This window comes from Chromohalobacter sp. 48-RD10, assembly GCF_029889785.1.
GTDB lineage: Bacteria > Pseudomonadota > Gammaproteobacteria > Pseudomonadales > Halomonadaceae > Chromohalobacter.
The window spans coordinates 92,409-105,737 of sequence record NZ_JARANX010000007.1; the positions used below are offsets into that span (position 1 = coordinate 92,409).

Sequence of the window (13,329 nt, forward strand, 5' to 3'; positions counted from 1 at the left end):
ACTGGCCCCGTCGCGGGCTGCATCAATCACCGGTCGGCGACAGCTGAAATTCCAACAGCGTCTCATGGTTGCGCAAGTCGGTGGCCAATAACGGCAGGTAATGGCGGTCGTGCGTCCGCAGCATCATGCGGTATTCGAATTGGCGCCCTTCGTCACGCGTGCGATAGCTGAGGCTTTCGATATGGCATCGGTGCGCTTTCATTAGCGCATTGATCTCTGCCTCATCGAGTATCCGCTGGCTATCGAAGCGTAGAATGCAACGCGCGAAGGTACGGCTCGGCATACGCGCCTCGACCAAACGAAACAACGATAGCGTCAGCAAGGTCACTCCCGTCGCCAGCAACCCCGGCAGCCAGAAGCCAATGCCATAGAGTATACCCAGCGCAGAGGTGATCCATATCGAGGCCGCCGTCGTCAGTCCGCGTACTGTCAGTCCTTCCTTGAAGATCACCCCGGCGCCCAGAAAGCCGATGCCAGTCATGATGCCCTGCGCCATGCGCGTGGGATCGGTTCTGATCGTTTCCTCGGGCACATCGCTGCCTAGCCACTGCCACTGGTAGACCGTCACCATCATCAACAATGCCGACGCAACGCAGACCAGCGCATGTGTCCGAAACCCCGCAGGGCGCCCATGGAAAGTACGTTCCAACCCGATCAGGCTCCCCGCCAGCCAGGCCATGCCCAGGTGCACCACTATCGTCCATGAGATCGTCGACATTCGCCTCTTCCTTCTCCAGCGTTATCGTCTATCGTGTCAGCATAGCGTCTGCCACTGTATTCCACAGGATCCACGACGATTTCCCACTTTTCGATAGAAGGATCGCTGCGTGAGCCACCCGTCCAACCTCACGCCACCCAGTCGGGTGGAAGACGACGAATATGACCTGCACCTCAATGGCGGTCCCAGGCCATCGCGTGCGGCAGCCGTCCATGAGTCGATCCGGGAAGAAGGGGAGACAGAGCTCAAACGCGCCGCATCGGCCTTGTTCTGGTCGGCGATCGCCGCTGGCCTGTCGATGAGTTTCTCGATGCTTGCCAAGGGGCTGCTGCACGCGCGCCTACCGGACAGCGACATCGGCTATCTCGTCGAGTCGTTCGGCTACACTATCGGCTTTCTGGTCGTCATCCTCGCACGCCAGCAACTCTTCACCGAGAATACCGTCACCGCAGTGCTACCAGTCATGAGCACGCCACGCATCATGCAATTTCTCAAGCTATTGAGGCTATGGGGCGTGGTACTCATCGGTAACCTCGTAGGGGTGGCGGTTTCCGCGTACGCGCTCCTCTACATGCCCGTGTTCGATGCCGAGACACATCAGGCCTTTCTCAGCCTGGGGCATCACATCATGGAGAACACTGGTAGCCAGATGTTCGCCAAGGGCATCATCGCCGGCTGGATGATCGCCACCATGGTCTGGTTGCTCCCCGCCGCTGGCAGCGCCAAGATCTGGGTAATTCTGATCGTCACTTATCTCGTCGCACTAGGCGGTTTCACGCACATCATCGTGGGCTCGACGGAAGTGATGTACTTGATGTTCGCCGGCCAGGCCAGCCTGGTTGAGTACCTCCTCCACTTCGCCCTGCCGACGCTAGCCGGCAACCTGATTGGTGGCACTTTCATCTTTGCCCTCATTAGCCATGCACAGGTGCGCAGCGACACCTGAAGGAATATCTTGCAAATACCTGATTCGGTACGCCCTCACGCGTGCCGATCTTGTCCATTCGTCTATGCCGTTTTATGCGCTCTCACGGACGAGACACCGAATAAAGCCCAACACGCTCTCTTGATAACCAATTTTTATCGGCATGCCTAGTTTCGGAATTAGCGAAGGGCCCCAATGCCTGTTAAAGCTTAAGTGGCTCATACCATCCACCCGGCTTGTACCGGATCCATGACGAGGGACAATAACAATGGGACACGCCACATCACGCACCCCCTATTGGCTTGCCGCAGCGCTGATCATGGGACTCGCTACCCCCGCGCTCGCCGACTATCCTGAGAAACCCATCACGCTGATCGTCCCCTGGGCCGCCGGCGGCGGGACCGATGCCACGGCGCGCATCATCGCCAAGGCTCTGGAGGAAGAGCTCGGCGAGACCATCAATGTGGTCAACCGCACGGGCGGCAGTGGCGTCGTGGGGCATACCGCCATCGCACGAGCTAAACCCGATGGCTACACCCTCGGGCTAGGCACAGTCGAGATCAACATGATGCATTGGCAAGGCCTGACCGATCTCACTTATGAAGATTTCACTCCCATCGGGCAGATCAACTTCGACGCCGCCAGCATTAGCGTCGCCGCAGACGCCGACTACCAAGATCTGGGCGAACTGATGGATGCGATCCGCGAGCAACCCGACGGCCACTTCAATGCCTCCGGTACCGGACTCGGGGGTATCTGGCATGTCGCGCTGGGTGGACTGTTGATGGATCTCGACATGCCCGCCGACAAGGTCAACTGGATCCCCAGCCAAGGCGCCGCGCCAGCCATGACGGAGCTCTCCTCCGGGGGCGTCGACATGGCCGCCACCTCGCTCCCCGAAGCGCGTTCGATGATCGAATCCGGCCGCGTGCGTAGCCTGGGCGTGATGGCCGAGGAACCTCTGGAAAGCTTCCCTGATGTGCCCACCGTGGCCTCGCAGGTAGACAGCGATTTCACCACGGGCGCATGGCGCGGCGTCATCGGGCCACAAGGCATGGACGCCGACATCGTCGAGACGCTGGAAACCGCCTTGCACGCCGCCTACGAAAGTGACACCTATCAAACCTTCATGGCCAAGCAAGGCTATGGGATGCAATGGAAGGACGCGCAAGCCTTCGGCGACTATATGCAGAAAAGCGACGCCGAATTCGGTAAGATCATGAAGGCCATCGGGCTCGCCAAAGAATAAGCATCAAGCGATACGCCACGACCGCATTGCTATTCATACGGTCGTAGCACATCGACTCCTTACCCTGCTAGGCCGGGGCCTGCGCCTCGGCCGCTAACTCCGACATCGTGCCTTGATGCCCCGCGCGATTGAGCGCGCTCAACACCGCCTTGAGCGAGGCACTGACGGTGTCGCCGTCCTCAGCCATGCCGCTGATGCGCTGCCCCGCCACATTGAGTTGCACGAAGGCGATCGCCACGGCGTCGCTGCCCTCGCCCAGCGCGTGTTCGCTGTAATCGACGACGCTCACCGATTGCCCTGTATGGGCTTGCCAGGCAGTCATGAACGACGAAATGACACCGTTGCCCTGGCCACTCAAACGCACCGCACGACCGGCATCGTTGAGTGACACCGTCAAGCATTCGTCAGCGTCACGATCCAGCCGGTATCCGGTCAACGAGAGCGGTTCATGCCGGGAGAAGGTCTCGGTCAGCACCTCGCGAATGCGCTGGCTGGATAACTCGCCACTTACCGTCTCGCTCACTGCCTGCACCGCCGGGGCAAGCTCCAGCGCCATCCAGCGCGGCAGGCTGATACCGTAATCGCGTTCGAGCAGGAACGTCATGCCGCCCTTGCCGGACTGGCTGTTGACACGAATGACCGCCTGATAATCACGCCCGATGTCGCGCGGATCGATCGGCAGGTACGCCACCTGCCACGGCTCGTCCGCTTGCTGCTTTCTGAGCGACTTGCGGATCGCATCCTGATGACTGCCCGAAAACGCGGTATAGACCATTTCCCCCACCCAAGGATGACGCGGGTGCATGGGAATCCCCGTGCATTCCTGCACCACCTCGATGATTTCGTCGGGACGCGACAGATCGAGCTCGGGATCAATGCCCTGGCTGTACAGATTCATCCCCAAAGTGACGATATCCATGTTGCCGGTGCGTTCGCCATTGCCCAGCAACGTGCCTTCGACACGCTCGGCGCCGGCCAGCAAGGCAAGTTCGGCGGATGCCACCGCGCCACCGCGATCGTTGTGCGTATGCACCGAGATGATCACGCTGTCGCGGCGGCTGATATGCTGGCAGAAATACTCGATCTGGTCGGCGTGATGATGCGGTCCGCCCACCTCGACCGTGGTGGGTAGGTTGAGAATGCACTTTTTCTCCGGCGTCGGCTGCCAGACGTCCATCACCGCTTCGCAGATCGCCAGCGAGAAATCGATCTCGGTACTGGAAAAGCTCTCGGGCGTGTATTCGAAGCGCCAATCGACGTCGGGATAGCGCGCGGCGTGCGCCTTGACCCAACTCGCCCCTTGTACGGCGATGTCGATGATGCCCTGGCGGCCCATCTCGAACACGCGTTCACGCTGCACGGTCGAGGTGGAATTGTAGAGATGCACGATGGCGCGCTTGGCACCGACCAGCGATGCGAAGGTTCGCTCGATCAAATGCTCGCGGCACTGCACCAACACCGCGATGGTCACATCGTCGGGAATCTGATCTTCTTCGATCAGCCAGCGCACGAAATCATAATCGGGTTGACTGGCCGACGGAAAACCGACCACGACTTCCTTGATGCCGACCTTGATGATCTGGTGCCACAGACGCTGCTTCTGTTCGACGCTCATCGGCTCGAGTAACGCCTGGTTGCCGTCGCGCAGATCCTCGCTGACCCAGGTCGGTGCCGCCACTAGGTCGCGCTCCGGCCACTGACGATCGAAGGCCGGCACACGCGGCGCCGGGCGATATTTGCGATGGTCGAAACAACTCATGACAACAGTCCTGTGAAGATGAATGAGCTTGTAGCAATAATCACAGTCTACGCCGCCACGCCCCGCAGGCGATTGCAAAATCAGCCTCAAAGAAGATAATTTTTAGCATATAATTCCAACATCAAACCAAAAAGAGAACGGTAATGCCAAAAGAGAGCGCAACAGTCGGCGAGGTAACGCTTGACCGCTACGATCGCCAGATACTCGATATCCTCCAGCGCCATGGACGTATCAACAATCAGGAACTGGCCGAGCGTATCGGCCTGTCGCCTTCACCTTGCCTGCGGCGCGTGCGAGCGCTGGAAGACAGTGGCCTGATCACTGGCTATCGTGCCCTGGTGGACGCCAAACGGCTGGGCCATAGCCTCACAGCGCTATTGCACATCTCCATGGATCGCCACACACCGGAGCGCTTCGCCAATTTCGAGGCCAAGGTCGCGGCGCTGCCTCAAGTGCAAGAATGCTTGCTGATCACCGGCCAGGAGGCCGACTATCAGCTCAAGGTCGTCGTCCACGACATGGATGACTACCAAAACCTGCTGCTCAATCAGATCACGCGTATCGAAGGCGTCACCGGCGCGCACTCCAGTTTCGTCCTGCGCCGAGTCCTCGAGCACCGCCCAGTCCCGTCGCATACGGACGCGTCACACTGACACCGAGCATTAGACACTGGTGCAATGGTGGACTCGCCGAAAGACTGTTACGTTTTTTGCATGCAATAGTCATCTATCGAAAAGGACATATGCCATGCAACTGCCGCGCAACCCTTTCAAGGCGTCACTGACAGGCGATATCCGCTATGGATGCTGGGCCGGTTTCGCCACGGGCTACGCCACGGAGATTCTGGCCACCACAGGGTTCGATTGGCTGTTGATCGACGGCGAACATGCACCCAACACCGTGCCCACCATCCTCGCCCAATTGCAGGCCGTTGCCGGCTATCCTTGTGCCCCGGTCGTGCGCGCCGTCAACCATGATCCGGCCTTGATCAAGCAACTGCTCGATATCGGCACCCAGACATTGATGATTCCCATGGTCGAAACCGCCGAGCAGGCAGCCCAGTTGGTCGCCGCCACACGCTACCCGCCGCAGGGATTTCGTGGCGTGGGCGGTGGCCTGACGCGCGCCACACGCTGGGGCGAGGTGGAAGACTACATGACAACGGCCCATGAAGAGTTGTGCCTGATCGTGCAGGTAGAGTCTCGCAGCGGAGTCGACAATGCCGACGCCATCGCCTCCACCCCCGGCGTCGACGCCGTGTTCGTCGGCCCCTTCGATCTATCCACCGACATCGGGCATATCGGCAGCCCCAATCATCCCGAGGTCCAGGCGATGATTCGACACACACTGGACGCCACCCACGCCGCCGGAAAAGCTGCCGGCATCCTGGCCCCCGTCGAGGCGGACGCCAGACGCTATGCCGACTGGGGGTTCGATTTCATCGCCGTGGGCATCGATATCAGCCTATTGCGACAGGCCGCCAAGGAGACCGTGTCACGCTACAAGGTCGACCAATAGACTGATACGGTATAAGTTTTAGCTATTACACAAGGAAATTCGCGCATGAAACGGATATTCATCGCCACCACGATAATGGCCACGCTCGGAGCCGCCATATCGCTTGCGGCTTGCACGACCGGGGCCCGTGAAACGCCGTCTACCCCGGCCAACGAAGACACCACGAACTATACGCTGGCACCCTACCCGGTCACACTGCGCGCCGATGCCTCGCTCGAGCGTATCACCGCGCCACAATCGGGTTACTTCGATACCGGCAGTTGGCAGATTGCGGATGAAGCATCTGGCGAGCGCCTGATCACGCTGGCACTGCCGGGGTCCAACGAGGTTACGGCCGCACACTGGCGAATGGGCGCGAGCCGCGACGCTGACGCGATCTCCAACTGCCTGACACCGCCGCCCAACGCCCATTCGCAGTCCACGGCACGTATCGCTGATCATGACTTCCAGGTCTTCACGCTCGGCGACGCCGGCATGAGCCACTTTCAGCGGGTCAGGGGTTACCGGGCCGTGATCGACGACACCTGCTATGCCATCGACCTGATCGTCAACGGCACTCGCGGCGAAGTCTACGATCCCCCTCGCGAGCCACCGTTCTCTACAGAACACGCCATGCAGCGCCTGCGTGAGATCAACGACGGGCTCTCGCTGCAATGAAAAAATGCCGTGACGCTTGGCGCCACGGCATTCTTGACCAGTCACTCCTGAGCTTAGGCGTGGGTATTGATCTGCGTACCCACGGTACCGGTCGTCGCCAGAGACTGCTGGGGGGAAACCGCTTCCATCAGTTGCGACACGTGTGCCCCCTGATTGTTGAGCGACTCCTTGAGCAGGCTCGCCTGCGCCTGTTGATCGGCGTTATGCTGTTGCAACGCCATCGCATTTCCCACGGCTGCGTTCACGGATGAATCCATGAAGCTCCTCCCTTCAAGTGAATGAATGCGCTTTACGCCCTCTAGTTATCGGCTAGGGCGCAACAAACTTTCATCGCCCACGACCGACAGCGCACGCACTACACCTTCAGCATGCAAGAAGAAAAGCATAAAGGCCACCCCATCCTAAGGCGCCCCCTGCCATCCTGGCGCCTCGCCGCATAGAATGACGGTCCACGGCCATGCGCCGACAGTACATGGGGCGCTACGCTCATCTAAGCACGCTCACAAAAAGGATGTGACATGCAGATCGATAGATTCTTCCACTGGCTCGGCGAGTTCCTCGGTGACGCCTTGCGCGCCATCATCGATGCTCTCTCTACGCTATTCGCGGGGTTGTGGGTAGCCATCGACCGCTTTTTCGACGGCCTCGCCCGTTCATTGGGCGTCGATCCCTCACTCATCAACCTGGTAGTGCTGATCATCGGCGTTTGGATGCTTTACAGGGGGATTCGCGCACTTCTTCGGCGTGGCTTCGTCGGCGGTCTCGTATGGCTATTCCTCGGCTTGCTGGTGCTCGGCTGGCTCATCCGCTGAGGCGCTTTGCTGTAAAGTCCCACACGACACCCACCCACGCAAAAACGCCGCTGCCAAAGCAGCGGCGTTTTGCCGTCACTTTTTCCTGCAAAGTCGGCTATCAGGCTTCGGCCAGCGCCCGCTCGATCATTTCGTAAACATTGGGCGACAGTTCCTCGGCACGAATGCGTTCGAGTTCGGCCTTCATCAACGCCTGGCGCTGCTCGTCGAAACGCTGCCAGCGCGTCAGCGGCGTAATGATGCGCGCGGCGATCTCGGGATTGAGGCTGTTGAGCTCGATCACCACATCCGCCAGCAGGCGATAGCCCTCGCCGTCGAGGCGGTGGAAGTTGATGCGGTTCTGCGCCGCGAAGGCACCAATCAGCGCGCGCACCTTGTTGGGATTCTTGAGCGAGAACAGCGGATGCGCCATCAGGTATTTGACGCGTTCCAGCACATCCTCCTGCGGACGCGTGACCTGAATGGTGAACCACTGGTTCATCACCAGCGGATCGTGCGCCCACTTCTCACCGAACGCCTTGAGCGCCGGTTCCGCGATATCGCTGCGCGAGCTGTGCACCAGCATCGTCAAGGCGGCGCGTACATCGGTCATGTTGTCCTCGGCGTCGACCTGCGCCTCGGCCAGCGCCACGCCCTCTTCGTCTTCGATACTCATCAGGTATTCGAGCGCCACATTCTTCACCCGACGCCGCGCGATCTGAGTCGGCTCCGGCGCGTAGGGCTCATCGCTCCGATGAGCTTCATGAATGGCCAAGAATTCGTCGCGCAAGGCCGTGGCGAGCGACTCCTTGACGAAGACGCGCGCGGCGTGGATGGCATCCACATCAACCATCGGCTGCTGCTCGGCGATATAGGCCTCCGAAGGCAGCGTCAGCATCTCGGCGAGCACGGCCTTGTCGTCGGTCTCAGTGGTCAAAAGGCGCCGATACGCGTCAATGACGCGCGTATCCATGACCTTTTCAACCCCGTTGCGATGCGCCGCGATGAGGTCGTCGAGGGCCAGCATGGTCAGCCGCTGCCCCGCATCCCAGCGGTTGAAATCGTCCGCGTCATGGGTGAGCAGGAACGACAGCTCCTCACGCGAATACGGATAGCGCAGATAGACCGGCGCCGAGAAACCACGCAACAGTGACGGCGTCGGCGCCTCGTCGATCCCGGTGAAGACATACGTCTGTTCAGTGTCGCGCAGGTGCAGCACCGTCTCATGACCCAACGACTCACCGTCCAGGGTCAACGCCATGTCGTTCCCGGACTTGGTACCTACCAGCCCCATGCGTACCGGAATGTGCAGCGGCTGTTTCTCCGCCTGGCCGGGGGTGGGCGGCGTGCGCTGGGAGAGCCGCAGATGATACTCGCACTTGGCGTAATCGTATTCACCATGAGCGTCGATCTCCGGCGTGCCCGCCTGGGAATACCAGCGCATGAACTGGTTTAGATCGAACCCCGAAACTTCTGCCATGCAGTCGACGAAATCCTCGATGGTCACCGCCTGACCGTCGAAACGCGCGAAGTACAGGTCCGAACCCTGACGGAACGTCTCCCAACCGAGGAGATGACGCAGCATCCGCACGATCTCGGCACCCTTCTCGTAAACTGTCAGGGTATAGAAGTTGGAGATCTCGATGTAATGGTCGGGACGCACGGGGTGTGCCGTCGGGCCAGCATCTTCGGCGAACTGCGCGGTGCGGAAGAAGGAGACGTCCTCGATACGTTTGACCGGCGCCGAATTGATGTCGGCAGAAAAGCTCTGGTCGCGGAAGACGGTGAAGCCTTCCTTCAGCGAGAGCTGGAACCAGTCGCGGCAGGTCACGCGGTTGCCCGACCAGTTATGGAAATACTCATGGGCGACGATACCCTCCACGCTCTGGAAGGCCGCATCGGTAGCGGTTTGTGGATGCGTCAGCACCGCCGCCGAGTTGAAGATGTTGAGCCCCTTGTTCTCCATGGCACCCATGTTGAAGTCGTTGACGGCCACGATCATGAAGCGGTCGAGATCGTATTCACGACCGTAGGTCTCTTCATCCCACTGCATGGCGCGCTTGAGCGAGGCCATGGCATGCGCGGTCTTGTCGAGATTCTCCGGCTCGACCCAAATCTGCAGCGTGACATCGCGACCGCTCATGGTCGTGAAGCGGTCCTCGACCTTTTCCAGTTTCCCGGCCACCAGTGCGAACAGGTAGCTCGGCTTGGGGTGCGGGTCTTCCCAGGTCACGAAATGCCGTCCCTCCGGCAGCTCGCCGCTTTCCACCGGATTGCCGTTGGAGAGCAGCACCGGCGTATCGGTCTTGTCACCCACCACCGTGGTGGAGAACGTCGCCATCACATCCGGGCGGTCGGGATAGAAGGTAATGCGACGAAAGCCTTGTGGTTCGCACTGAGTGCAGAACATGCCGCTGGACACATAGAGACCCTCAAGTGCTGTGTTGGCGGCCGGGTCGATCGACACCTCGGTATCCAGCAGGAAGCGCTCAGGCACGCTGGTGATGGTCAGCCCCTCATCATCGACCTCGTACTCATCGGCTTCCAGCTCCTGTCCATCCACGGCGATACGCACCAACGACAGCTTGTCACCGGCGAAACGTAGCGGGAGCCCCGCCTCGCGCTCGGGGTGGCGCTCGACATGCAGGCGCGCCGTTACGGTCGTCGCCGAGGGGGCCAGGTCGAATTTCAGCTCGGTGTGCGTCACCCGATAGGCGGGCGGCAGGTAATCCTTGAGATGGGTCGCTTGCGGTTTGGACATCGATCGACGCTCCTTGAGATCGGGGCATGCCTTCGCCCCAAGACATCGCCTCGCGCTTGAAGCACGAGGCACATGCCGAGCATTGTACGGCGTCCGGTGGAGTCGGCTCAAAAGTGCGGCAACGCCGCGCCTCTATCGCGCGCTCAGCGAGACTCCTGGCGCTGGCTGGAGGCAGATTCCTCGAAGGACGACAACACCGGGCAACGTCCCAGCGACGGCGTCGGGCGGGTCAAAATCCACACCGCGATGCCCATCAGGCCAATGATCAACGCCACACGCAGCACGAGGGAGCCGACCGTGAAGGCGATCACGCCCATCGAAACAATCAGCATGGCGCATGCCATCCACTTGGCGTGGCGGGGAATGGCGCGTTCACGCTCCCAGGCGAGAATGGAGGGGCCAAAGCGCGGATGACGACGAATCCAGTTGGCGAAACGCGGCGAGCTTTTCGAGGCCGCCCAGACCGCTACCAGCATGAAACACGTCGTGGGCATGATCGGCAGGAACAAACCGACCACGCCCAGAGAGAAGCTGACGCCAGCCAAGCAGATGAACAATAGTTTGCGTATATCGTACATGCCGCGCCACCTTGCCATGATAGAGGGGAACGCCGGACTTCATGCTAGATCGCTGGCAGGCATGGCGAAGCCCGACGCTACCTCATTCATTGAAGCCCGAATAGCGTATCCAGAGAAATCGTCCCTTACTATCGAGACAATTATCGCCAAGGACTGGACACGTGCGTTCATTCTAGCGCAAAGCAAGGGGCCAAGACCAAGGCAGAGAACTCATCAGCGCCCGGCCATGACAAGAAGGGACTGGGGCGAGTCCCTTTCAATCGCGAAAATTCGTGTACTGCAGGGCCAGCTCGGGGCCAGCATCGCTCTTCAACAAGGCGATTGCCTGCTGCAGTTCGTCACGCTTCTTGCTGGTGACACGCACCTTGTCGCCCTGGATCTGTGCCTGCACCTTGAGTTTGGCTTCCTTCAGACGCTTGACGATGTCCTTGCATTCCGGCTGTTCGAGCCCCTGCTTTAACACTACGTCCTGGTGGGCACGCACGCCGCTGGCAACAGATTCCTTGATGTCCATGCAGCGTGCATCAATGCCACGGGTAATGAGCTTGTTGCGCAGCACATCGAGCATCTGCTTGAGTTGAAAATTCACCTCGGCTTCGAGGGTCACCGTCTCGCCCTCCAGAGTGAAACTCGCGGTCACGCCCCGAAAGTCGAATCGGGTCTGGATCTCGCGATTGGCTTGATCGACGGCGTTGCTGGCCTCGTGCTTGTCGAACTCGGAGACGATATCGAAAGATGGCATGGCGCTTTCCTCACTCAGGTAAAATCGGGCGTGATTCTAGCAGTATGAAACACGTGCACGCTTCTCCACGACCACACGACATGGATGTCTTCCTGGCGCATCTAGAGCGTCACACGGCCTTGGCAACGCGCTGACGACATCCCCGAGTGCCGGCACGGACGCCTGAACGCCCCGTTCAGCCTTCGAACAGCAGCAGCAACGAGAGCGCGGCCAATACCCACATGGTGGGCTTGATCTCTTGGGTCTTGCCCACCGCCAACTTGACGATGACGAACGTTAGAAAACCGAAGGCGATCCCGTGCGTGATCGAATAGGTGAAGGGAATCAATACCATGGCGACAAAGGCCGGAATCGCATCGTCGAACTGGTGCCAATGGATCTTGCGAATGGGATCCATCATGAACACGCCGACCAGAATCAGAGCCGGCGCCGTGGCAATCGCCGGCACCAACGACAGCAGCGGCGAGAGGAACAGAAACGGCAAGAACAACACCGCCACGACCACCGCGACGAGCCCGGTGCGGCCACCCTGGCTGATCCCCGCGGCGGATTCTACATAGGCATTGGCCGGGCTGGTTCCCAGCGGCCCGGAGATCAACGCGGCACTGGCATCGACGATCATCGAGCGACGAATGTTGCGCGGATTGCCATCGGCATCCTTCAAGTCACCCGCCTCGGAGACTCCCATGAAGGTTGAAAGCGCATCGAAGAAGGTCGTGAACAGCAGCACGAAAATGAACGGCCAGTAGGCCACTGATAGCGAGCCCCATAGATCGAGCGCCATCAAACCGCTTAAATCCGGCATGGCGAAGACCCCGCTGAAGTTGACCAGTGTCGACGACGCCATATCCTCGGGAAAGTAACGGCTCCCGTCGCCCCACCAGCGGCCGATCGGCACGCTGGCCAGCGTGGTGAAGACGATCCCCAGAATCAGCGCGCCGGGCACATTGCGCACCACCAGCCAGGCAGTGACCGCAAAGCCGATGAGAAACGTCACAAGCACCGGATCGAGCGAGGCCATGCCCACCACGGTGGCCGGGTTGGGCACGATGAACTGCGCATTGACCAAGCCGATGGTGGTAATGAATAGCCCGATGCCGCAGGCAATGGCGTAACGCAATTGCGCCGGGATAGCATCGATCACCAACTGACGTGCATTGAACGCCGCCAGCAACGCGAAGATGACCCCGGCCCAGAACACGCAACCCAGTGCAGTCTGCCATTCCATGCCCGCCCCCAACACCATGGTGTAGGCGAACAGCGCGTTGATACCCATGCCGGGCGCCACCAGAACCGGATTCTTGGCGTAAAACCCCATCATCACACTGCCGAAGAAACTGACCAGCACGGTGGCGGTCAGGGCACTGGAAAAGGGGACGCCGGCATCGCTAAGCACCGTCGGATTGACGACGATGATGTACATCGAAGCCAGGAAGGTCGCGATCCCCGCCAGGATCTCGGTGCGCGGGGTGCTCCCCTGGGCCCGGATGCCGAAAAGTCGTTCGAACACGTCGCGTTCTCCACACAGGTTGGATTGGGATGAGACGTCGCGCAGTATAGCCAATCCCGCCCCCCATGCTCATCCCCCCAACTTGTCTGAAAAATGCCCGTCACGTCATGACTGCACAAGG

The 13,329-nt window shown here is 60.1% G+C and carries 13 protein-coding genes; 6 read left to right on the plus strand and 7 right to left on the minus strand.

What is annotated here, in order from left to right; genetic code table 11:
- Positions 1–22: 22 nt before the first annotated feature.
- Positions 23–718, minus strand: coding sequence for an MgtC/SapB family protein (locus tag OP496_RS09920; protein WP_280563469.1), 696 nt, complete (start codon positions 716–718; stop codon positions 23–25).
- Positions 719–827: 109 nt separating this feature from the next.
- Here OP496_RS09920 and OP496_RS09925 point away from each other — a divergent pair, with 109 nt between their 5' ends.
- Together OP496_RS09925 and OP496_RS09930 are read left to right on the plus strand one after the other, a co-directional pair.
- Complete coding sequence (locus OP496_RS09925) at positions 828–1,664, plus strand: formate/nitrite transporter family protein (protein ID WP_280563470.1); 837 nt, start codon at positions 828–830, stop codon at positions 1,662–1,664.
- A gap of 247 nt (positions 1,665–1,911) precedes the next feature.
- Entirely contained in the window at positions 1,912–2,892 is a 981-nt protein-coding gene (locus tag OP496_RS09930) for a tripartite tricarboxylate transporter substrate binding protein (protein WP_280563471.1), read from the plus strand.
- A gap of 67 nt (positions 2,893–2,959) precedes the next feature.
- Here the strand turns inward: OP496_RS09930 and OP496_RS09935 are convergent, their stop codons facing one another.
- Positions 2,960–4,651, minus strand: coding sequence for a 2-isopropylmalate synthase (locus tag OP496_RS09935; RefSeq protein WP_280563472.1), 1,692 nt, complete (start codon positions 4,649–4,651; stop codon positions 2,960–2,962).
- Positions 4,652–4,794: 143 nt separating this feature from the next.
- Here OP496_RS09935 and OP496_RS09940 point away from each other — a divergent pair, with 143 nt between their 5' ends.
- The 3 genes from OP496_RS09940 to OP496_RS09950 all read left to right on the plus strand — a co-directional run bounded on the left by OP496_RS09940 (position 4,795) and on the right by OP496_RS09950 (position 6,826).
- Positions 4,795–5,304, plus strand: coding sequence for an Lrp/AsnC family transcriptional regulator (locus tag OP496_RS09940; RefSeq protein ID WP_280563473.1), 510 nt, complete (start codon positions 4,795–4,797; stop codon positions 5,302–5,304).
- A 94-nt stretch (positions 5,305–5,398) separates the two neighbouring features.
- Positions 5,399–6,169, plus strand: a complete 771-nt coding sequence (locus OP496_RS09945; RefSeq protein ID WP_280563474.1) for an HpcH/HpaI aldolase/citrate lyase family protein — start codon at positions 5,399–5,401, stop codon at positions 6,167–6,169.
- A gap of 45 nt (positions 6,170–6,214) precedes the next feature.
- Positions 6,215–6,826, plus strand: coding sequence for a hypothetical protein (locus OP496_RS09950; protein WP_280563475.1), 612 nt, complete (start codon positions 6,215–6,217; stop codon positions 6,824–6,826).
- Positions 6,827–6,879: 53 nt separating this feature from the next.
- Here OP496_RS09950 and OP496_RS09955 read toward each other — a convergent pair whose 3' ends face one another.
- Positions 6,880–7,083 carry a putative motility protein gene (locus OP496_RS09955; protein ID WP_280563476.1) on the minus strand — a complete coding sequence of 68 codons (204 nt, stop codon included), beginning with the start codon at positions 7,081–7,083 and terminating at the stop codon, positions 6,880–6,882.
- Between the two features lie 261 nt (positions 7,084–7,344).
- Here OP496_RS09955 and OP496_RS09960 point away from each other — a divergent pair, with 261 nt between their 5' ends.
- Positions 7,345–7,638 carry a hypothetical protein gene (locus tag OP496_RS09960; protein ID WP_280563477.1) on the plus strand — a complete coding sequence of 98 codons (294 nt, stop codon included), beginning with the start codon at positions 7,345–7,347 and terminating at the stop codon, positions 7,636–7,638.
- Between the two features lie 100 nt (positions 7,639–7,738).
- On the opposite strand, the gene pepN is transcribed toward OP496_RS09960, so the two are convergent.
- The 4 genes from pepN to OP496_RS09980 all read right to left on the minus strand — a co-directional run bounded on the left by pepN (position 7,739) and on the right by OP496_RS09980 (position 13,208).
- The gene (gene pepN / locus OP496_RS09965; RefSeq protein ID WP_280563478.1) at positions 7,739–10,378 is read right to left on the minus strand and encodes an aminopeptidase N; all 2,640 of its coding nucleotides are present in this window, start codon (positions 10,376–10,378) and stop codon (positions 7,739–7,741) included.
- Positions 10,379–10,521: 143 nt separating this feature from the next.
- The gene (locus OP496_RS09970) at positions 10,522–10,956 is read right to left on the minus strand and encodes a YbaN family protein (RefSeq protein WP_280563479.1); all 435 of its coding nucleotides are present in this window, start codon (positions 10,954–10,956) and stop codon (positions 10,522–10,524) included.
- A 256-nt stretch (positions 10,957–11,212) separates the two neighbouring features.
- Entirely contained in the window at positions 11,213–11,698 is a 486-nt protein-coding gene (locus tag OP496_RS09975) for a YajQ family cyclic di-GMP-binding protein (protein ID WP_280563480.1), read from the minus strand.
- A 175-nt stretch (positions 11,699–11,873) separates the two neighbouring features.
- On the minus strand, positions 11,874–13,208 hold the full coding sequence (locus tag OP496_RS09980; protein ID WP_280563481.1) for an NCS2 family permease: 1,335 nt from the start codon (positions 13,206–13,208) through the stop codon (positions 11,874–11,876).
- Positions 13,209–13,329 lie beyond the last annotated feature (121 nt).